At 44.4% G+C, this 19,787-nt stretch carries 20 protein-coding genes; 14 read left to right on the forward strand and 6 right to left on the reverse strand.

What is annotated here, in order from left to right:
* Positions 1–190 precede the first annotated feature (190 nt).
* The 6 genes from truA to purF all read left to right on the forward strand — a co-directional run bounded on the left by truA (position 191) and on the right by purF (position 6,071).
* Positions 191–985, forward strand: coding sequence for a tRNA pseudouridine(38-40) synthase TruA (truA, locus tag L4C44_RS10335; protein ID WP_004734161.1), 795 nt, complete (start codon positions 191–193; stop codon positions 983–985).
* Positions 986–1,161: 176 nt separating this feature from the next.
* A complete protein-coding gene (gene accD, locus L4C44_RS10340; protein ID WP_017062348.1) occupies positions 1,162–2,088 on the forward strand; it encodes an acetyl-CoA carboxylase, carboxyltransferase subunit beta in 927 nt (308 codons plus the stop codon).
* Positions 2,089–2,130: 42 nt separating this feature from the next.
* Positions 2,131–3,393, forward strand: a complete 1,263-nt coding sequence (folC, locus tag L4C44_RS10345; RefSeq protein WP_146492283.1) for a bifunctional tetrahydrofolate synthase/dihydrofolate synthase — start codon at positions 2,131–2,133, stop codon at positions 3,391–3,393.
* Complete coding sequence (locus tag L4C44_RS10350) at positions 3,394–3,969, forward strand: SPOR domain-containing protein (protein WP_052878957.1); 576 nt, start codon at positions 3,394–3,396, stop codon at positions 3,967–3,969.
* Between the two features lie 61 nt (positions 3,970–4,030).
* Positions 4,031–4,522 carry a CvpA family protein gene (locus tag L4C44_RS10355; RefSeq protein WP_009848678.1) on the forward strand — a complete coding sequence of 164 codons (492 nt, stop codon included), beginning with the start codon at positions 4,031–4,033 and terminating at the stop codon, positions 4,520–4,522.
* Positions 4,523–4,556: 34 nt separating this feature from the next.
* Positions 4,557–6,071, forward strand: coding sequence for an amidophosphoribosyltransferase (gene purF, locus L4C44_RS10360; RefSeq protein WP_060982247.1), 1,515 nt, complete (start codon positions 4,557–4,559; stop codon positions 6,069–6,071).
* Positions 6,072–6,194: 123 nt separating this feature from the next.
* Here purF and L4C44_RS10365 read toward each other — a convergent pair whose 3' ends face one another.
* Positions 6,195–7,070 carry a LysR family transcriptional regulator gene (locus L4C44_RS10365; RefSeq protein WP_017067604.1) on the reverse strand — a complete coding sequence of 292 codons (876 nt, stop codon included), beginning with the start codon at positions 7,068–7,070 and terminating at the stop codon, positions 6,195–6,197.
* Between the two features lie 228 nt (positions 7,071–7,298).
* Here L4C44_RS10365 and L4C44_RS10370 point away from each other — a divergent pair, with 228 nt between their 5' ends.
* From L4C44_RS10370 to recR, 7 genes are all read left to right on the forward strand, one after another.
* The gene (locus tag L4C44_RS10370) at positions 7,299–8,402 is read left to right on the forward strand and encodes a response regulator (RefSeq protein ID WP_048669227.1); all 1,104 of its coding nucleotides are present in this window, start codon (positions 7,299–7,301) and stop codon (positions 8,400–8,402) included.
* 148 nt (positions 8,403–8,550) lie between these two features.
* Positions 8,551–8,688 (forward strand): hypothetical protein, encoded by a 138-nt coding sequence (locus L4C44_RS10375; protein WP_017067606.1) that lies wholly within the window; start codon positions 8,551–8,553, stop codon positions 8,686–8,688.
* 74 nt (positions 8,689–8,762) lie between these two features.
* Positions 8,763–9,134 (forward strand): YbaN family protein, encoded by a 372-nt coding sequence (locus L4C44_RS10380; RefSeq protein ID WP_146492282.1) that lies wholly within the window; start codon positions 8,763–8,765, stop codon positions 9,132–9,134.
* Positions 9,135–9,295: 161 nt separating this feature from the next.
* On the forward strand, positions 9,296–9,841 hold the full coding sequence (gene apt / locus L4C44_RS10385; protein ID WP_019823185.1) for an adenine phosphoribosyltransferase: 546 nt from the start codon (positions 9,296–9,298) through the stop codon (positions 9,839–9,841).
* Positions 9,842–9,859: 18 nt separating this feature from the next.
* Positions 9,860–12,094 (forward strand): DNA polymerase III subunit gamma/tau, encoded by a 2,235-nt coding sequence (dnaX, locus tag L4C44_RS10390; protein ID WP_428804979.1) that lies wholly within the window; start codon positions 9,860–9,862, stop codon positions 12,092–12,094.
* A 152-nt stretch (positions 12,095–12,246) separates the two neighbouring features.
* Entirely contained in the window at positions 12,247–12,576 is a 330-nt protein-coding gene (locus L4C44_RS10395) for a YbaB/EbfC family nucleoid-associated protein (RefSeq protein ID WP_017062338.1), read from the forward strand.
* A gap of 77 nt (positions 12,577–12,653) precedes the next feature.
* Positions 12,654–13,253: a recombination mediator RecR gene (gene recR / locus L4C44_RS10400; RefSeq protein ID WP_019823189.1), complete on the forward strand. Its 600-nt coding sequence runs from the start codon at positions 12,654–12,656 to the stop codon at positions 13,251–13,253.
* Positions 13,254–13,351: 98 nt separating this feature from the next.
* Here recR and L4C44_RS10405 read toward each other — a convergent pair whose 3' ends face one another.
* The 3 genes from L4C44_RS10405 to L4C44_RS10415 form a co-directional block, all read right to left on the reverse strand.
* A complete protein-coding gene (locus L4C44_RS10405) occupies positions 13,352–14,011 on the reverse strand; it encodes a porin family protein (RefSeq protein ID WP_048662027.1) in 660 nt (219 codons plus the stop codon).
* A 231-nt stretch (positions 14,012–14,242) separates the two neighbouring features.
* Positions 14,243–14,932 carry an aquaporin Z gene (gene aqpZ / locus L4C44_RS10410; protein WP_327783624.1) on the reverse strand — a complete coding sequence of 230 codons (690 nt, stop codon included), beginning with the start codon at positions 14,930–14,932 and terminating at the stop codon, positions 14,243–14,245.
* 93 nt (positions 14,933–15,025) lie between these two features.
* Positions 15,026–15,274 (reverse strand): YkgJ family cysteine cluster protein, encoded by a 249-nt coding sequence (locus L4C44_RS10415; RefSeq protein ID WP_146492279.1) that lies wholly within the window; start codon positions 15,272–15,274, stop codon positions 15,026–15,028.
* A 159-nt stretch (positions 15,275–15,433) separates the two neighbouring features.
* Between L4C44_RS10415 and L4C44_RS10420 the strand changes: the two genes are divergently transcribed.
* A complete protein-coding gene (locus L4C44_RS10420) occupies positions 15,434–15,871 on the forward strand; it encodes a YcgN family cysteine cluster protein (RefSeq protein WP_017059388.1) in 438 nt (145 codons plus the stop codon).
* Positions 15,872–16,019: 148 nt separating this feature from the next.
* On the opposite strand, the gene L4C44_RS10425 is transcribed toward L4C44_RS10420, so the two are convergent.
* Together L4C44_RS10425 and L4C44_RS10430 are read right to left on the reverse strand one after the other, a co-directional pair.
* The gene (locus L4C44_RS10425; RefSeq protein ID WP_428804980.1) at positions 16,020–17,597 is read right to left on the reverse strand and encodes an alkaline phosphatase; all 1,578 of its coding nucleotides are present in this window, start codon (positions 17,595–17,597) and stop codon (positions 16,020–16,022) included.
* Positions 17,598–17,790: 193 nt separating this feature from the next.
* Positions 17,791–19,677: a BCCT family transporter gene (locus tag L4C44_RS10430; RefSeq protein ID WP_285953180.1), complete on the reverse strand. Its 1,887-nt coding sequence runs from the start codon at positions 19,675–19,677 to the stop codon at positions 17,791–17,793.
* Positions 19,678–19,787 lie beyond the last annotated feature (110 nt).

Genomic DNA, 19,787 nt, shown 5'->3' on the forward strand with positions numbered 1-19,787 from the left:
ACAAATCATAAAGGGTAGCGTTGGCTACCCTTTATTTTTAGATGATACAGAGCGCTATTGTTTGATTTGCTTTCCCAAAAGCATCGCCTAGGTCGATGCTGATTGTTTATTGAAGTTTTAGCCCCATCCTATTTGGGCTAGCACTGATTTCCGTATATACTTCTCGCCCATTTTCAAAGAGAACAAGAACATGAAAATTGCTTTAGGTATTGAATATAACGGTACCCACTACTTTGGTTGGCAGCGCCAACGAGACGTGAAAAGTGTCCAAGAAGAATTGGAAAAGGCTCTTTCAGTTGTCGCGAATCACCCTGTAGAAGTTATGTGCGCAGGTCGTACAGATGCCGGTGTTCACGGTACGGGACAAGTCGTTCACTTTGAAACTAATGTCGATCGTAAAATGGTGGCATGGACAATGGGCGCGAATGCCAACATGCCAAAAGATATTGCGGTTCGTTGGGCGACAGAAGTGAATGAGGATTTTCATGCTCGCTTCTCAGCAACTGCCCGCCGTTATCGCTACATTATCTTTAACCATGCACTTCGCCCTGGCATTTTGAATTCAGGCGTGAGCCATTATCATGGCCATCTTGATGAGAAAAAAATGCACGAAGCGGGTCAGTACTTACTTGGTGAGAATGATTTCACTTCGTTCAGGGCAACACATTGTCAATCCCGTAGCCCATGGAGAAACATGATTCACTTGAACGTGACTCGTCATGGACACTACATTGTGATTGATATTAAAGCGAATGCGTTTGTTCACCACATGGTGAGGAATATTACTGGTAGCCTTATTGCCGTAGGTAAAGGTGAGCAGAAACCAGAGTGGATCCAGTGGCTTTTAGAAGCTAAAGATCGAAAAGTAGCCGGCGCAACTGCAAAAGCGGAAGGTTTGTATCTTGTGGATGTTGATTATCCTGAACATTTTGAGCTACCACGAGAGCCAATTGGTCCTCTATTTTTGCCGGACAATTTGAACTAAATGTGAGACTTAGGTTCAAAAAATATTACGGTTTAGTGCGTAAGATAGTGCCAGAAAATAGGTACAACCAGTTTTTTATCTACAGTCGCTGTTTTATGTGCTTTAATTCCCACGCATAATTCCCAAATTTATTTCTTTCGCAATCAAGCGGAAGAATCGAAACAAAAAGGTCTTCCATGAGTTGGCTTGAAAAGATTTTAGAAAAAAGCAACATCGTAACATCTCGTAAAGCGTCTATCCCTGAGGGTGTTTGGACTAAATGTACTTCTTGTGAGCAGGTTCTGTACCATGCAGAACTAGAGCGTAACCTAGAAGTATGTCCAAAATGTGACCATCACATGCGCATGAAAGCACGTCGTCGTCTGGATACCTTCCTAGACAAAGGTGAGCGTGTTGAACTCGGTGCTGATCTTGAGCCACAAGACAAGCTGAAGTTTAAAGACTCAAAGCGTTACAAAGAACGTATCTCTGCTGCTCAAAAGAACAGTGGTGAGACAGACGCATTAGTTGCAATGAAAGGCGAACTGCTTGGTTTACCTATTGTAGCGTGTGCTTTTGAATTCTCATTCATGGGCGGCTCAATGGGTTCTGTTGTTGGTGCTCGCTTTGTGAAAGCGGTAGATGCTGCTATTGAGAACAACTGTGGTTTAGTTTGTTTCTCTGCAAGTGGTGGTGCTCGTATGCAAGAGGCATTGATGTCTCTAATGCAAATGGCGAAAACCAGTGCAGCTCTAGAGCGCTTATCTGCGAAAGGCCTACCGTTTGTTTCAGTAATGACCGATCCAACAATGGGCGGTGTTTCTGCAAGTTTGGCAATGCTTGGCGATATCAACATTGGTGAACCAAAAGCACTGATTGGTTTTGCTGGACGTCGTGTAATCGAACAAACGGTACGTGAAGACCTTCCTGAAGGTTTCCAACGTAGTGAGTTTCTTCTAGACCACGGTGCTATCGACATGATCGTTGACCGTCGTGAGATGCGTCAGCGCGTTGCAAGCCTTGTTGCTAAAATGACCAACCAGCCTTCACCATTAGTAGTTTCTGTGAACGATTCACCGAATGAAGCTACTTATGAAGTACCAGAAGCGCCAGAAAAAGGGTAAAGTACCTTCTAACAAACCAACTTAATTATGGTTATGAGTTAGATGAGTCAACAACCTATTCCTCAAGCCACATCCTCTTTGGAGATGTGGCTTGATTATTTATCAAACATCCACACAACCGCTATTGATCTTGGATTAGACCGAGTTCAGGCCGTCGCCTCTAAGGCAAACCTTACCAAACCTGCTCAACATGTTATTACTGTTGCCGGAACCAATGGCAAAGGCTCTACATGTGCACTGATGGAAGCGATTCTATTGGACGCTGGTTACTCAGTTGGTGTCTATAGCTCTCCCCACTTAATTCGCTATAACGAGCGTGTTCGTATCAACGGCCAAGATCTATCTGATGAAAAGATGGTTCAGTCTTTCGATTTCATTGAAAAAGAGCGTGGCGAAATTAGCCTGAGCTTTTTCGAATATGGCACTTTAGCTGCGTTACGTGCGTTTCAAACTGAAGCGGTTGATGTTGTGCTATTAGAAGTTGGTTTAGGCGGACGTTTAGACGCTACCAATATCGTTGAGCATGATGTTTCTGTGATTACTAGTTTGGCTGTCGACCATGTTGACTGGCTTGGTGATGACATCAATGTAATTGGCTTTGAGAAAGCGGGCATTTATCGTAGCGGTAAACCAGCTATTTGTGGTCAACCTAAACCACCGGCAACGGTTGCGGCACACGCTGATGACATTAAGGCTGAGTTCTACCAAGTTGGTATCCAATACACCTATGATGTTGACGGTGATACGTGGAACTGGCGCAGTGGCGCATTTCAACTGGAATCGCTACCTATTCCAAGCCTGCCGTTACCTAATGCTGCAACTGCGTTGATGGCATTGGGCACATCAGAGCTTAGTATTAGTGACGTGAACGTTGTTAACGGTATGAAGAATGCGCAGCTTCCAGGGCGTATGCAGCAAATTAGCGAACAACCCGTGATTGTGCTTGATGTGGCGCACAACCCTCATTCTGCTGAATATTTTGCGCAGCAAGTTACGAAGAAGTATGCAGGTAAAAATTTACACGTTGTAGTCGCCATGCTTCATGACAAAGATATCCCAGCGACATTGGAAGTATTAGCGCCAATCGCAACTCATTGGTATCCAGCTTCATTACAAGGGCCACGCGCAGCGACAGCCGCTGAATTGTGTCAAAGCCTACCTGACAGCGTAGAGCAGCATTCAAACCCTGTCGCAGCGTTTGAAGCGGCTTTAGCTGCTGCTAAAGGTGACGATGTTGTGTTGGTTGTCGGTTCTTTCCATACCGTGGGTGAAGTGTTGGAGCATTGGCAGAAAAAAGGAAACTAAATGGCAAGTAAATTCCAAAGCCGATTAGTCGGCACCATCATTTTAGTGGCCATTGGCGTGATTGTATTGCCCGATGTGCTAGATGGTAAGAAGCTCCACTATAAAGAAGAGTTTGCAAGCATTCCGATTAAGCCTGAGCTTGATAGTAATGTTGAAGTGTTTGAAGTACTCGATCCTGTTGAAGATCAGATAGCGCTACCGGATTCTCCGGTTGAGCAAGTGGTTGAAAGTGGTCGTACTGACAATTCAAACACGCAAACCGCGTCTTCTTCCAATAATAAAGAAGCAGACAAAGTGGCGGTCGTGGTTAAGCCAGTACCGGAAAAAAATGAATACCAAGACAGTGCTTGGATTATTCAATTGATGGCTTTGAAGAATGCTGACAACGCAAAAAATGTTGTTAAGGATCTGCAAAAGCGCGGTTATCAGGCTCACACCAAGCAAGAAAAAACTTTTACGCGAGTAATTATTGGCCCGGATGTCTCTAAATCCAAACTTGAGCGACAAATTAAGGAATTAGAAAAAATTACGGGTTCAAAAGGCCAGTTGCTCAAATTTAAACCGTTAAATCCATAAGAAAACGTTTGCGTCAGCATTTTTTCTGTTAAAATGCGCGCCAACTTAAGATGAAGAATTCATGAATTGGTTAGATTTTGTCATTTTAGGCGTGATCGGCTTCTCTGCCGTGATCAGTTTAGTTCGTGGTTTCGCTAAAGAAGCCTTGTCACTCGTAATTTGGTTTGGAGCATTTTTTATTGCTAGCCAGTACTACGCTAAATTAGCGATGTACTTCACCAATATCGAAGATGAGATGTTTCGAAACGGAACTGCGATAGCAGCATTGTTTGTTGCAACGTTAGTTGTGGGTGCCTTAGTTAACTATGTCATCGGTCAGCTAGTTCAGAAAACAGGCCTGTCAGGTACAGATAGAATCCTCGGTGTCGTCTTTGGTGGCTTACGTGGTGTTTTGATTGTTTCTGCAGTGTTGTTTTTCATGGATGCGTTTACTGCATTCCCAAGTTCTGAGTGGTGGAAGAATTCGCAATTGGTTCCGGAATTTAGTCGAATCATTGCGCCGTTCTTCGAGCATTTACAAGCAACATCTAGTTTCTTATCTGGCGCGCTCTAGCGCCAGTTAATGTCGAAAAATCGAGGATTAGGACATGTGTGGTATTGTTGGAATCGTGGGTTCAACACCTGTAAACCAGTCTATTTATGACGCTTTAACGGTATTGCAGCATCGTGGCCAAGATGCCGCTGGTATTTGTACCATAGAAAGCAATCGTTTCCGTCTGCGTAAGGCGAACGGTTTAGTAAAAGATGTTTTTGAAGCAAAACACATGCAGCGCCTACAAGGTGAAGTTGGTATTGGCCATGTTCGTTATCCTACAGCGGGTAGTTCAAGTGCGTCTGAAGCTCAGCCTTTTTACGTAAACTCTCCTTTTGGCATTACGTTGGCACACAACGGTAACCTGACGAACGCAAATGAAGTTCGTGAAAAGTTGTTCGAAAAAGACCGTCGTCATGTAAATACAACCTCTGACTCTGAAGTTCTACTGAACGTATTAGCTCATGAGATCGATACCGTTAAAGGTAACGTGACTTCAGATGACGTTTTCCGCGCTGTTGCAAATGTGCACCGTACAATTCGTGGTGCTTATGCTGTAACTGCGATGATCATCGGCCACGGTATGATTGCATTCCGTGACCCACATGGTATTCGTCCACTGTGCCTTGGTAAGCGTGAAGTTCAAGGTAAAACAGAGTACATGGTAGCGTCTGAATCGGTAGCACTCGATGCTGTTGGTTTTGACTTCATGCGCGACGTAGCACCAGGTGAAGCTATCTACGCAACGTTTGACGGTGAGCTTTTCACTAAGCAATGCGCAGACAACCCACAACTAAACCCATGTATCTTTGAGTTTGTATACTTTGCACGCCCAGATTCATTTATCGACAAAATTTCGGTTTACAGCGCACGCGTTGAGATGGGTGAGATGCTTGGTAAGCGTATTAAAGAAGAGTATGCAGACTTAGATATTGATGTGGTTATCCCAATTCCTGAAACATCGAATGATATTGCGCTACGAATTGCTCAAGCGATCAATAAGCCATACCGTCAAGGTTTCGTGAAAAACCGCTATGTTGGCCGCACGTTCATTATGCCTGGTCAGCAACAACGTAAGAAGTCGGTTCGCCGTAAGCTCAACGCAATCCGCTCTGAGTTTAAAGGTAAGAACGTTCTTCTAGTTGACGATTCTATCGTTCGTGGTACGACATCAGAGCAAATCATCGAGATGGCTCGTGATTCTGGCGCAAACAAGGTTTTCATGGTATCAGCGGCTCCAGAGGTTCGCTTCCCTAACGTTTACGGCATTGATATGCCGAGCGCGACAGAGCTGATTGCTCATGGTCGTGATAACGAAACGATTTGTAAGCAGATTGGCGCAGATGCTCTGATTTTCCAAACACTACCAGATTTGATTTCTGCAGTAGGCATGGGCAATCAAGACATCGCACGCTTCGATACATCAGTATTCAACGGTGAGTATGTAACGGGCGATATCGACCAAGCGTACCTAGATTTCCTAGACTCTTTGCGTAATGACGACTCAAAGGTTCAACGTGAGATTCAACAAGATCTTGCGAACTTAGAGTTACACAATGAAGGTGCTTAATTAGCGTTTCGTCAGTAATAAAGAGTTTTTTGCTAGCAATGATTCAATATTGCTAGCGATACAGAAAATAAAAAACCAGAGCATCGGCTCTGGTTTTTTTGTTTGTGGAGAAGGAGATTGATCTTAATGAATGTGGTACGCGATCACAAAATCAATAAACAATCTAACTTTCTCTGGTAGATGGTCTTTGTGGTTGTAAAGCATATAAATATCACGAGGGTTAGCGCTCCAGTCTTCTAAGACTTGTACTAAGCTGCCATCTTCAATGTATTCACGAATCATCACGTCAGGCATCAGGGTAATACCTAGGCCTTCTGAGCAAGCTTGTCTCACGACATTAAGCGCATTGGCGTTGAAACGGCCTTTCTCGCTATTTACCACCGTCTCTTCATTCGAATTACTCAGCTGCCACTTAATCAGCGGGTAGCCTTTGAGTAGCGAATGGTTCGCTAGCTCTTCAGCATGGCTTGGAGCTGGGTTCTTCGCTAAGTACTCAGGGCTCGCGATAAGAATATCTTTGACTTCACTGATTTTGCGAGCGATTAGGCTTGAATCACGCTGCGGGCCGACACGGAAAATTACGTCCCACTCAGTTGGATCCAGCTGATCTGCTTGGTTGTTCATCATCAGCTCAATATTGATATCAGGGTATTGAGTCATGAATTCACTGAACATTGGCATCATCATGCGCTTGGTCAGATTTGAGGGGGCCGTAATACGAATCTTACCGGAAGCGCCTTTGCACACGTCAGTTAACTCTTCTGCGGTAGAAGAGAGACGTTGCAACAGCGGAGAGCATTCATTGAAGAAACGTTCGCCTGCCTCTGTTAAAGAAAGTTTACGCGCGTGTCTATTGAGAAGCCTAAGGTTCAAAGAATCTTCCAAGGCTTGGATGCGTCGTGTGATGGTCGCAACCGGAATCATAGTCTTGCGCGATGTTGCGGTGTAGCTCCCATTTTCAACGACGAGTCGAAAGAGGTTTAAATCATCTAATTTCATAAATCCAGACACATTTGTTTACAATCTCATCTAATTTATACGTAACAGTGAGATCAATGTTTGCGTTACGTCAACTCGTTGCACTATTTACAAGTATTCCAACCCTGGTCACGAATTACCAGCAAAGAGTGCAAATTTGTGTATTTAGCATTTTATTACTAAGTTTTATATTAGTTCTTAGAACAGATAACAATAATAATTCGACTTAGTTTTGTGAGGTTATAGATTATGTACAAAACTCACAGTCAGCCAGTAATGACCTCGGCTCAGGAAGTAATTAACCAAAAATGCGTGATGTTGGTTGATGATGATCCTATTTTTCGCCGTATAACCAGCGCGTACCTAGACAAGGTCGGTTATAAAGTGGTTGAGGCTGAAAATGGACTGGACGCTCTGCAAAAGCTTAGAGACTCAGCGCCAGATTTAATTGTGTGTGACTTATCAATGCCAATACTTGATGGCATAGAGCTTGTGGAAGAGCTCAGTTTAGAGTACCCGTCACTGCCTATGATCGTGGTGTCCGGCACTGATGATATGTCTGATGTGGCGAAAGCCTTGCGATTTGGTATTAAAGACTTTTTAGCGAAACCGTTAGAGGATCACGGTCATCTAGGAAGTGCGATTGCGAATACATTGACAGATTCGTTCGATAACATTTCAGACCAACGAGATTTTTCGAGCCAGTGGTTCTGTGTGGATGACGGGGGAGAGATCCCTGAAGACCAAGAACTGCATTGGCACCTGAATTACCTTCAAGATAATCCAAGCGCAGCAAAAGATTTACTGCATGCGCTGCTTCCAGAGAAAGATACGCGACAAGGCTCATGGCGTTGCAGTTACCGTTTACTGCAATCAACAGAGATGATGCCACTTGTGTTTGATTATGCGTGGATGATGAACGGGCAATTTGCTTTTTACCTCGTCGATTCATCGTCTTCTGATAATGGCGGCTCAGCAACAACATTGTTGGTGAGAGCGCTGTTCCACGATTACATAAGAAACAGAAAAGATTTTAATGTTGATCTCAAAGATATTGCTGAGATCTTAGAGAAGGGGATTCGTTGCTCTAAATGTTCTACCCCAGTGAATGCCTTGTTTGGTGTTGCCGACCTTGCCGAGGGAACCATCTCCATTTTACCTGCGGGCTTAGATGGGCAATGGTCGAATGGTGAATTGAATCAACATATTGCAGCAGGTGAGCGCTTGGGCGAGAACTGCAAGAAGAACTTTATAACGCGGGACCTTCCGATCGAACAGGGCTGCCAACTTTCGTTAAGCCTACTTGGAGCGGCAAGTTTTAGTTTAGACATACACCAAGGGTCTACCGATTAACCCTATATTTCCTCGGTTTTTGTGAATAATTGATTAAGGTATAGTTGCGCAAATGGTGCGGCTATGCCTTTTTTGTTAAATGTCGATTTAGCAAAGCGGGTTTGGTTCGCCAGATACTTACCTTTACTAACAAAAACAAGAAGCAATCATGGCAGATAACAAAGACTTTCAAGACCCGTTTAATGTATTCTATTTTTTAGGCTTTCTAGCCGCATTTTTAATGATCCCATTGCTACCTGCAACACTTACGTTGATCCGTGTATTCAATGGTTACGCAACATTCTAGTTAAGCTGTCGTCGCTGATTAACGATAGCTAACTCAAGGAGGCCACAATTAGCGTTCGAGTTTTAAGTCTCAATATTGCTGGTGGCCTTTGCATATTTCTCGCAGTTCTAGGGATAGTTTTACCTGTTCTGCCAACCACACCTTTTCTCCTTCTTGCTAGCGCATGCTTCATGCGAAGTAATCCGAAAGTTCATAAATGGATGCACGAGCACAAAACGCTGGGTCCTTTACTGAACAATTGGTACCAACACGGTGCCGTAACCAAACAAGTTAAAACGCGCGGCGTATTCTTTATCTTGTTGAGTTTTGCGTTATCCATCTACTTTGCCCCTATCATGTGGGTCAAGGCTTTCCTAATTTGTGTACTTGTTATTCTTCTCACATGGTTTATGCGACTTCCAACTCATGAGTTGGTTGCTGACAGCAAAGAAAATCACTACCATTAAGCCAGTGTGCCTGCTTGTATAGCGGGCGTTTATTATTTCAGCAATCAGAGTTATGACTCTCGTTGCAATGAATACCAATCGTACCTTTCCTTAATTCCAAGCGTTGATGTTTGATTCGTTGACGAGAGTTTGGAAAGCGGCCTAATGAAGTGCATAAGATTATGAACACAGAAAAAATCTCTCTGATCAAAGCAAGCATCAAAAGCATTCCTGATTACCCTAAAGCGGGTATTTTATTCCGTGACGTAACAAGCTTGATGGAAGATCCAGCGGCTTACAAAGCGACAATCGACTTGCTAGCGGAAACATACAAGGACATGGGCTTTACTAAGATCGTTGGTACTGAAGCTCGTGGTTTCTTATTTGGTGCGCCTTTGGCACTAGAGCTAGGTGTTGGCTTCATTCCTGTTCGTAAACCGGGCAAACTGCCTCGTGAAACTGTGGCACAATCTTATGAGCTTGAGTACGGCACAGATACGCTAGAAATCCATACTGACGCTATCGTTGAAGGCGATAAAGTGTTGATGGTTGATGATTTGCTAGCAACGGGCGGTACGATTGAAGCAACAACAAAGTTGATTCGTCAGCTAGGTGGTGTGGTAGAACACGCTGCATTTGTTATTAACCTTCCAGAAATCGGTGGTGACAAGCGCTTACAAGGCTTAGGTCTAGAAGTGTTTAGCATCTGCGAATTCGACGGCCACTAATCCTTTTCGGAATTATTCATGAGCTATCTTGCGTTAGCGCGAAAATGGCGACCAACCAAATTCAAAGAAGTGGTTGGTCAAGCCCATGTTTTAACAGCATTAGAGAATGCCCTTAGCCAAAATAGGTTGCACCACGCGTACCTATTTAGCGGAACACGCGGTGTCGGTAAAACGACCATCGGCCGCTTGTTTGCTAAGGGACTTAACTGTGAAACAGGCATTACTTCAACCCCTTGTGGTGAATGTGCAACTTGTAAAGAGATCGATGAAGGTCGCTTTGTTGACCTGCTAGAGATCGATGCGGCATCACGTACCAAGGTAGAAGATACCCGTGAGCTTCTGGACAATGTTCAGTACAAGCCAGCGCGTGGTCGCTTTAAGGTTTACCTTATCGATGAAGTACACATGCTTTCTAGGCACAGTTTTAACGCGCTTCTAAAGACGTTAGAAGAGCCGCCTGAGTATGTTAAATTCTTGCTCGCAACGACTGATCCGCAAAAGCTTCCTGTGACGATTTTGTCGCGTTGTCTGCAGTTTCATCTTAAGCCGATCAGCGTTGATAATATTCACGAACAGCTTGACCACATTCTTGAACAAGAGAGTGTGACGTCTGAACCTCGTGCGCTAGGGATGATTGCTCATGCTGCTGACGGCAGTATGCGTGATGCTCTGAGTTTAACGGATCAAGCTATCGCATTAGGCAACGGTAATGTCATGACAGACACCGTGGCTCACATGCTCGGTACGCTAGACACCGACCAAGCAATTCACCTGCTTGAAGCGATCAGCAGTAAGCAGCCTCAAGTGGCTATGGCTTGTATTCAAAGCCTTGCTGAGAACGGCGTAGAGTGGGATGGTTTGCTGAATCAGCTTGCGACTCAACTCCATCGTTTGGCGATGTTCCAAGCTCTGCCATCCACATTAGATAAAGCACAACCAGATGCTGAGAAGCTAGAACTGTTGAGTAAGGCACTAAGCCCTCAAGACATTCAGCTTTACTACCAGATCGTGTTGAAAGGTCGTGAAGACTTACCGTTGTCGCCAACCGCTCGTGTTGGTATTGAGATGGTAGTTTTACGCATGTTGGCCTTTAGACCTGCTGAACAAACGGTTGCAACAGCAATCTCGACTCAGTCGACAAGCACTGCACCAGCAGCTCAAGCTCAGAGCATTGCTCAATCTGTGAGCCAACCTGCGCCAATGGCAGCTCCGAGACAGCCTCAGATGCAACAACAGGCGCCTCAACAGCAAGCTATGCAGCAACAATCGGTACAACAGGCTCCACAGCAGAATCCGGCACAGTATTCAGATTCGCAAGGTTACGCTGATCACGCAGGCAACCAAGGTTATCCAGAACAGGGTTACCCGCATAGTCAGTATGATGCGCCACCGGCTTATGACGAACGTCCTAGCTACGGTGCAGAGCAGCCTCAACAATCGAATTATCAGAATCAAGCGCCAGCTCAGCCGCAAAACGCTGCACCTTCAGCGCCACCTGCTTCTGCTGCTCCGCAAGGACAATCAGAACGTCCGGCTTCACCTGTCAGTGGTTTACGCCACCAATTGCGTTCTCAACGCAGGGGCAGTACAACACCGGACAACAAAGGTTCAGCGCCAAAAAAGGCTAAAGCGACACCAGCTAAAACTTCAGTTCTTGACCGAGTTGCTCAGCAACACGGTGGCTCTGAGCGGGTGTCGCCAGCTTCTTTATCTGCCTCCTCTGCAGAAAAGGTAACCAATGATAATGAACCTTATCGCTGGAAACCGTCTAAACCTGTAGTGAAAGAGGTGAGCAAAGAGCTTACACCTACTCAGATCAAGCGTGCGTTAGAGCATATTAAGACACCAGAAATGGTCGATAAATTGCTTCAAGAGTCGATTGCTCAAGATGAATGGTCCGCCACGATTCAAAAGCTAGAGACAGCCAAGCTTGTTGAACAGTTAGCATTGAACTCAGTGTTTGCTAAAAACGACACATCAATCACTTTAACGTTAAGAGCGAGCCAAGCTCACTTGAATACGGACCGCGCGCAGAGCGAACTATTACAGTCGCTCAATACTGTGCTCGGAGAGGAGTGTCATTTGAGTGTTGAAATCGGTGATGGTGGAGAAACGCCACTAGAATTACGAGAAAGGTTGTACCAAGGCAAGTTGAAAGACGCGTTTACCAGTTTGGAAAACGATGCCAACGTACAGTTTATCGAAAGACGTTTTGCTGCAGAACTCGACAGAGACAGCGTTCGTCCTATCTAGAACACTTTCTCGTTTAGTGACCGGCATATCATCCCAGATAAGCAAATCTGAGAACTGAACATCGAGGGGTTGAATCACACTGGCTTAACCCCCATTTAAGCACGTATAGCTTAATTAATTTTAATAAACCAATTAGACCAGAGAGTATTAACATGTTTGGTAAAGGCGGTATGGGCAACATGATGAAGCAAGCCCAGCAAATGCAAGAGCGCATGCAAAAGCTTCAAGAAGAAATCGCAAATATGGAAGTTACAGGTGAGTCAGGTGCTGGCCTTGTAAAAGTAACGATCACTGGTAGCCACAGCGTTCGCCGTGTTGATATCGATGAAAGCCTAATGGAAGACGATAAAGAGATGCTTGAAGATCTTATCGCTGCTGCTTTCAACGATGCGGCTCGTCGCGTTGAAGAAACTCAAAAAGAGAAAATGGCTAGCGTAACTGGCGGAATGCAACTTCCACCAGGTATGAAGATGCCTTTCTAAGAAACTATTTCTAAAGGTTTATTCAAGCTGCGGTTTATCTTGAGTAAACCGTTACTTGAAAATTAGAACGGTTAAATATGCGTACCAGTCATATGCTGGAGCATTTGATGGAGGCCTTACGTTGTCTACCTGGGGTTGGCCCCAAGTCGGCGCAGCGTATGGCCTTTCATTTGTTACAGCGCGATAGAAAAGGCGGCCTACAGTTGGCTGAAGCTCTTAGCCAAGCAATGACCGAAATTGGTCACTGTAATGAGTGCCGTACTTTTACTGAAGAAGATACTTGCCACATTTGTACCAATCCTAAACGTCAGGAAAATGGTCAAATCTGTGTAGTAGAGAGCCCTGCAGACATTGCAGCTATCGAAGCAACTGGCCAATACTCTGGTCGTTACTTTGTTCTTATGGGTCACCTTTCACCACTTGATGGTATTGGTCCAAGTGATATCGGTCTCGATGTGCTGGACTACCGCTTACGACGTGGTGATATCTCTGAAGTAATCCTAGCGACCAACCCGACAGTTGAAGGGGAAGCGACAGCGCACTACATTGCTGAGCTATGTAATGCCCATGAAGTGAACGCAAGCCGTATCGCTCATGGTGTTCCCGTTGGTGGTGAGCTAGAGCTGGTGGATGGCACCACGCTTTCGCACTCCTTACTCGGTCGTCATAAGATCTAAAAAAGCCGCTTGGTGAATTATCACTGAGCGGCTTTTTCTTTATTAAGGCAGTCTGAATATCTTCCCTATATTCACTTTAGCTGAATATCACTATCTAATTAGAAGCGGTAATCGACAGACACAGTAAACTCGCTGTTGTTTGGTACAGATAGTTCAATTAAATTGCCTTCAGAATATGATTCGAACATATGACGGTATTGGAAATCGGCAGAAACGTTTTTCATGATCTTGTATTGAACACCGGCTTGTAAACCGTACACAAAGTCAGTTTCTTTAGATTTAGCTGAACCATTCTCTGAAGAGTCAATTAGATCAATATACTCGCCTTTAAAAGTGTTTTGTGTCATACCAACCGTCGCGCCACCAAATACGGAGAACTGAGAGTTAATGGCGTGAATATAGTCATAAGATAAAAGGAACTCTGTCTGAGCTAAATCTAGATTAATTTCGTCCTGATCCCCACGGCTATGCCATAGTTCATTGTCACCAGTAAAGTTAATCGTACCAGTAATTCTGTGGTTTTCTTGAATGTAAGCACCGCCACGAATATGGAAAGCAGCGCCTTTGGCTGTTTTACTTTCTTTAAAGCCAGGTCCAGAGATTTGAGCTTTAGCCGAGTGGTAACCCAAACCACCACCAACAAAAAACTCGGTTTTAATTGGCTCTGGCATTAATTCAGGGGTTGGTGCCGATTCGTTAGCGAAAGCTGTTGTTGCCGTTAAAGAAGAAAGAGCTAGTACAAGTAGTGTTTTTTTCATTGTTATGTCCATCGGTATAGGGAATGGGGTGCATTATGCGCAGCACTGACAACTGCGGCTAATGATTCAATGGAATAGCCCTGTTAACCAAAAGTTATTAAGCTAGAGGTGACCGATGTGATAGGAAGATACAGGTAGAGCTTTATAAGTAACTAAACGACATAAAACACAAAGCCGCTAATTTAACGGCCTTGCATTTATTTAACGTAGGTTTTGATTGAGTTATAGGACTTAATCTGAACCTCTCACTGCTTTGTAGATCATTGCGCCAATCACGGCACCAATAATCGGTGCAACCCAGAATAGCCATAATTGCGACACAGCCCAATCACCGACAAACACAGCTACGCCAGTACTTCGAGCGGGGTTCACTGAGGTGTTGGTTACAGGAATGCTGATAAGGTGAATTAGGGTTAAACATAGACCGATAGCGATAGGTGCGAATCCAGCCGGTGCTTTTGAATCGGTTGCGCCCATAATCACGAACAGGAACACCATGGTCATGACAACCTCACACACGAGTGCTGCGGTAAGTGAATAGCCTCCTGGAGAGTGTTCACCATAACCATTTGAAGCAAAGCCTGATGAGACAACGTCAAAACCTGCTTGGCCGGAAGCTATAACAAATAGCACGCCACCCGCGATAATACCGCCAATCACTTGGGCAATAATATAAGGCGCAACATCTTTGCCATCAAAGCGACCACCACTCCATAGACCGATGGTGACAGCTGGGTTGAGGTGACAACCTGATATATGCCCAATAGCAAAGGCCATGGTGAGTACGGTTAAACCAAAGGCGAGGGAAACTCCGAGTAGACCAATTCCCACATCGGGGAAAGCGGCGGCCAATACTGCACTACCACAACCACCTAACACCAACCAAAATGTACCGAACATTTCTGCGATATACCTATTCATAACGATCCTTATTAATCTTTACCAGTATCAATAAGATAGTTTAAATTTATCAAAGTTGTGAAATCTTGGGCATATATAAAAAGAAAAGTATTGTTAGGTTATTGCTTCGAGCTCAATAAGGTTATCAAGTGCTTCTTGATCTGTTTTTCCACAGATGATAGGACAAGCTTTAAATTGGTGACACACCTTGGGGCGTGAAGACTGACCAAATAGCTTACAGAGATTTTGCTCATTTAATTGAATGCAACGCACGCCAGCAGGCTTGCCATTTGGCATTCCAGGAATAGCAGATGTAATACTTGGAGCGACACAGCATGCTCCACAACCTAGGCGACATTCCATCAAATTAAACTCACTAAATAACAGGGTGCGCGATAGTAGCAAAAAATGATGAGAGTGACAGCTGTTGATTGAATCAAAGAATGAACAATTATTATCCTTGAACTTTTTATGGGCTAGCGGTATAACACGCACCCCAGTAAAAGAGTAAGAAGTAATCCTATGACGAATCCATTTTGGCAAGAAAAGACACTAGAACAAATGACCGAGAATGAGTGGGAATCACTGTGTGACGGTTGTGGTAAGTGTTGTCTACATAAGCTAATGGATGAAGATAGCGATGAAGTGTACTACACCAATGTAGCGTGTAGCTGGTTAAACGACAAAACATGTTCATGTAAAGATTACCCGAACCGCTTCACTTCAGGTGAAGAGTGTTTGAAGCTGACTCGTGACAAGATCGATGAATTCCATTGGTTGCCAGATACTTGTGCCTATCGTCTTCTATCTGAATCTAAGCCGATCCCTGAGTGGCACCCATTGATCACTGGATCAAAAACAGAGATGCATGCAGCTGGTGAAAGTGTTCGTAATAAAGTGGTTTACGAAATTGATGTTGTTGATTGGGAAGACCACATTTTGAACCACCCAAATCGTTAATGATTAAAGAAAAACAGTCGCTCAATAGCGGCTGTTTTGCTATTTGGCGTCACCTAAATTTGAAACTTACTTAGTTTAAAGGCTTAAAGGTTTAAAACAAAAAACGCCCCGAAGGGCGCTAAAGTTAAACGAGCAAAAAAGATTCAGGCTAGTTTACTTGTTGTTTAATGTACTCACCTAGTTCTGAGTGGTGCATGATTTTCGAAACTGGCAGTATCTTTTCAGCAGGACCCCAAGCAAACACGTTCACTGGTGTGTGAGTGTGTGTACCTGTACCCCAAACGATGTTTTGACCTGTTGCTTGTTCTCGAGCAAGTAGGTTGCCACGGTCGTTATATGGGAAGAATGCATCGAAATCGTTGATAGCAGGCACTTCTTCTGCCGACAAATATTTGTGCTGAGCCAATCGGTATGGGTTCGGCTTACTTGCTAATACATTTTTCGCTTGTTCAGCTGTAATAGGGAACTCACTGCTTTTGTTGACGATCTCAGCGAGCTTTTCAGGTGTTTGCTGCGCTTTATCCAGCTTCTGAAATTCGCTGATCATGCCGTAGTAGCTTTGCTTCTGATTATATAAACCATCGAGAATATCGAATGCACCAAAGTTAAAGTTAGGTGCATAGTCGCGGTCGGCGAAGGCTTCACCAGAACGTTTCTGTGGTTTTGGTAGGTCGTTAGAAGAGTAGCTGAAGCCAAAAGATCCTGTTTCATGGTCTGCAGTTACAATCACGATCGTGTCTTCACGATCTTTTGCCCATTCATACACTGTTTGGATCGCTTCATCAAATTTGAGCAGTTCATGCAGCATAGTGCCTGCATCGTTACTGTGTCCCGCCCAATCTATTTGGCCGCCTTCGACCATTAGGAAAAAGCCATCTTCATCTTTGGATAGGATGTTGAGCGCTTTTTGTGTCATCTCTTTCAGGCTTGGCTGAGTTCGTTCGCCACTCTTTTTCTTGTTGCTGTAAGCGATGCCATCATCCATGCCTGAGTAGGCGAACAGGCCAAGTAGTTTATCGCCCTTAGCGTCGTCTAGCATGTTGCGATTAAACGCCAGTTGGTAGCCGTCTTTCTCTGCTTCAGTCAGCAGGTTACGGTCGTCTTTACGCTTCGATTTGAGATAAACATCACCTTGAGTTAGTTTTTCAAGTTGCTTATAGGTTTCACCTTTGTCGTTGGTCGATTTAGGGATCCAATGACGCAGTCCTCCAGAGAGCATCACATCAGCGCCGGTTGCTAGCATATCAGATGCAATTTGATTCTCTAAAGAACGGTGAGGTTGGTGAGCGGCGAAAGAAGCAGGGGTCGCGTGAGTTAAGCGCGTGTCGGAAACTAAGCCGGTCGCTTTGCCTGCTTTTTTCGCTTTCTCAAGTACTGTCTCAACATGGTTACCCTGAGAATCGATACCGATCACCTCTGAACCGCTGTAGATACCCGTTGCAAGCATGGTCGCAGAGCAAGCTGAATCCACTACGATTGCGTCTTCCGGATGCGTTAGGGATGAACCAATAACCCCTTCTTGAGCAAGTTGATAAATGGCCGTTTTGTTCCCTTTATAGATTGAATTTGGCGCTTGGTTTGCGTAGGTTTCCAATAAGCCAACTTGCTGAGGTCCCATACCGTCGCCGATCATCAGAATGACATTTTTGATTTCTGCTGAAAGTACGTTGAATGAGAGTGTAGAGGTTACCACTGCGGTAACAATTGGTTTCATAAACTTCTTCATTAGTTATCCCTTTTTATATAAGCGGGATGATTAGAACACCGATTTGTGTCAAAGTCGTTTCATATTTATTTCATCAATATGAAATTGAGCAATAACTCAAGTTTTTAGAAAAGCATAAAAAAAGGCTCACATCTCTGTGAGCCTTGGTCGTATTTAGGAGGGTCCAAATCAATGGACTGCGTCATGGCTAATGTCAAGCAAGCGGTAAGTCTGCAACCACCTGGTTGAACGTGATACGAGCATTCTGAGCTTGCTCAGATAACTCGATCTTTTTCGCTTGTGCGGCACTAAGATTACTCTCGGCCAACTCAAGTGCTTGTTGTAGATTCTCTGGTAACTCGTGAGTTTCCATTTGTGAACCTTGTTCTAACACATAAGCGCGAATTTCTTTCTTCACTGCGGCAAGTTCTGTGTAAGCAATACGCTCAAGTTCTGCGGCTTCTTGCGCAGCATCTTTTTCTTTCTCAAATTGAGCCAGCGCCATACCTTCTGCAGACCAAGGGTCCATGTCTGGCAGTTCTTCGATGTTGATCGTTGGCTCGATGTACGCATCTTGATGGCGCAGGTCTAGGTTTGTCGCACGAACCGCTGAAATCATCAACATGACAGAGATAGCAAGCAGCGGCAGGCCACCAACAATCGCCGCCGTTTGTAGCGTACTTAGACCGCCCAAGAACATTAGAATCGTTGGTAGGAACGATAGAGTAAATGCCCAGAACATACGGTTCCAACGCATTGGTTCTTCTGTCACGTTGTTTTGTACAACAGACGCTAGGATGTATGAGATTGAGTCAAAGGTTGTCGCAGTAAAAATGATACACAGTAGTGTAAATACCGCGATAACTAGTGTGCTCATTGGCAGTTGGGCAAGCATCGAGAAGATAGCTTTGGTTGCGCCTTCAGCATTCAAAATAGCAACGACATCTAGCTCACCAGAAAGTTGCAGTGATAAGCCGTAGTTACCTAAAATCATGAAGAATAAGAAACAACCTAGAGAACCAAAGAAGATCGAACCTGACACCATTTGTTTGATGGTTCTGCCGCGAGAAATACGCGCAACAAACAGACCCATACTTGGTGCAAATACTAGCCACCATGCCCAGTAGAAAATTGTCCAGTCTTGTGGGAAGTGAGTATTTTCAAAGGTACCGTAACCACCAAATGGTTCAGCCCAAGTTGCCATCACGAAGAAGTTAGATAGTAGACGACCAATTGAGTCTAAACCTGTTTCTAGCATGAAGATTGTTGGACCTGCAATCAGAACGAAAGCCAGTAGACCCATCGCACCCCAGAAGTTGATGTTACTTAGGATCTTGATGCCTTTTTCCAATCCAGCATAAGATGAGTAAGCAAAAATCGCAGTACACACTAAAAGAACCATCACTTGCGTTAGGTTATTTTTAGGTAGACCAAATAGGTGATTCAGACCTTCAGTGATTAGAGGTGCAGCTAAACCTAGCGTTGTTGCAGCGCCGCCTAATAGACCGAAAATGAAAAGGATATCGACGATTTTTCCAGGTACGCCTTTACTGCGGTGTTCACCAAGAACAGGCATTAACGCACTAGAGATCTTTAGAACTGGCTGTTTACGTACATAGAAGAAGTAAGCGATAGGAATCGCCGGGATCAGGTAGATAGACCAAGCGATTGGTCCCCAGTGGAACAAACCGTAAGTTGCAGCCCAACGAACCGCTTCTTCACTACCAGGTTCTAGTTGGAAAGGAGGTGATTGGTAGTAGTAAGCCCACTCAATACAGCCCCAGTACAAGATACTTGCACCGATACCGCCACAAAATAACATTGCAGCCCATGATGCTGTTTTGAATTCAGGCTCTTCATCAGCTTCGCCCAGTTTAATTTGTCCCATATCACTGAACACAACGTAAACCATAAATGCACAGGCAGCGAGGCCTAGTGCAAGATATAGAAATCCAAGTTGGTCAGTCATGAATGTTTTCGCAACCGCAATCCAGTCTGCGCCCTGTGCTGGGAACAAAATTAGCGGGAAAACTATCGTGAGTAGGAGTGCAATCGCACCAAAGAAGGTAGGCTTGTCAATAAGCTCAAAAGTGTTTTTCACGAGTATTATTCCATTAAAATGAGAGCGGAATTATGGAATGAACTCGTTTTTTAGACCAAATCGGGTCTGTTGTCGTGACGACAAATCGCTTTAATGCAGAAGGAAATCTG

Origin of the sequence: Vibrio satsumensis (assembly GCF_050337435.1) — a bacterium.
GTDB lineage: Bacteria > Pseudomonadota > Gammaproteobacteria > Enterobacterales > Vibrionaceae > Vibrio > Vibrio satsumensis.

Coding starts and splice junctions, on each gene's coding strand:
- L4C44_RS10375 (WP_017067606.1), top strand. CDS start 8,551: ATGGCAGATAACAAAGACTTTCAAGACCCGTTTAATGTATTCTATTTT.
- L4C44_RS10355 (WP_009848678.1), top strand. CDS start 4,031: ATGAATTGGTTAGATTTTGTCATTTTAGGCGTGATCGGCTTCTCTGCC.
- L4C44_RS10425 (WP_428804980.1), bottom strand. CDS start 17,597: ATGAAGAAGTTTATGAAACCAATTGTTACCGCAGTGGTAACCTCTACA.
- L4C44_RS10420 (WP_017059388.1), top strand. CDS start 15,434: ATGACGAATCCATTTTGGCAAGAAAAGACACTAGAACAAATGACCGAG.
- truA (WP_004734161.1), top strand. CDS start 191: ATGAAAATTGCTTTAGGTATTGAATATAACGGTACCCACTACTTTGGT.
- aqpZ (WP_327783624.1), bottom strand. CDS start 14,932: ATGAATAGGTATATCGCAGAAATGTTCGGTACATTTTGGTTGGTGTTA.
- recR (WP_019823189.1), top strand. CDS start 12,654: ATGCGTACCAGTCATATGCTGGAGCATTTGATGGAGGCCTTACGTTGT.
- apt (WP_019823185.1), top strand. CDS start 9,296: ATGAACACAGAAAAAATCTCTCTGATCAAAGCAAGCATCAAAAGCATT.
- dnaX (WP_428804979.1), top strand. CDS start 9,860: ATGAGCTATCTTGCGTTAGCGCGAAAATGGCGACCAACCAAATTCAAA.
- L4C44_RS10365 (WP_017067604.1), bottom strand. CDS start 7,070: ATGAAATTAGATGATTTAAACCTCTTTCGACTCGTCGTTGAAAATGGG.
- L4C44_RS10405 (WP_048662027.1), bottom strand. CDS start 14,011: ATGAAAAAAACACTACTTGTACTAGCTCTTTCTTCTTTAACGGCAACA.
- purF (WP_060982247.1), top strand. CDS start 4,557: ATGTGTGGTATTGTTGGAATCGTGGGTTCAACACCTGTAAACCAGTCT.
- folC (WP_146492283.1), top strand. CDS start 2,131: ATGAGTCAACAACCTATTCCTCAAGCCACATCCTCTTTGGAGATGTGG.
- accD (WP_017062348.1), top strand. CDS start 1,162: ATGAGTTGGCTTGAAAAGATTTTAGAAAAAAGCAACATCGTAACATCT.
- L4C44_RS10395 (WP_017062338.1), top strand. CDS start 12,247: ATGTTTGGTAAAGGCGGTATGGGCAACATGATGAAGCAAGCCCAGCAA.
- L4C44_RS10350 (WP_052878957.1), top strand. CDS start 3,394: ATGGCAAGTAAATTCCAAAGCCGATTAGTCGGCACCATCATTTTAGTG.
- L4C44_RS10415 (WP_146492279.1), bottom strand. CDS start 15,274: ATGGAATGTCGCCTAGGTTGTGGAGCATGCTGTGTCGCTCCAAGTATT.
- L4C44_RS10370 (WP_048669227.1), top strand. CDS start 7,299: ATGTACAAAACTCACAGTCAGCCAGTAATGACCTCGGCTCAGGAAGTA.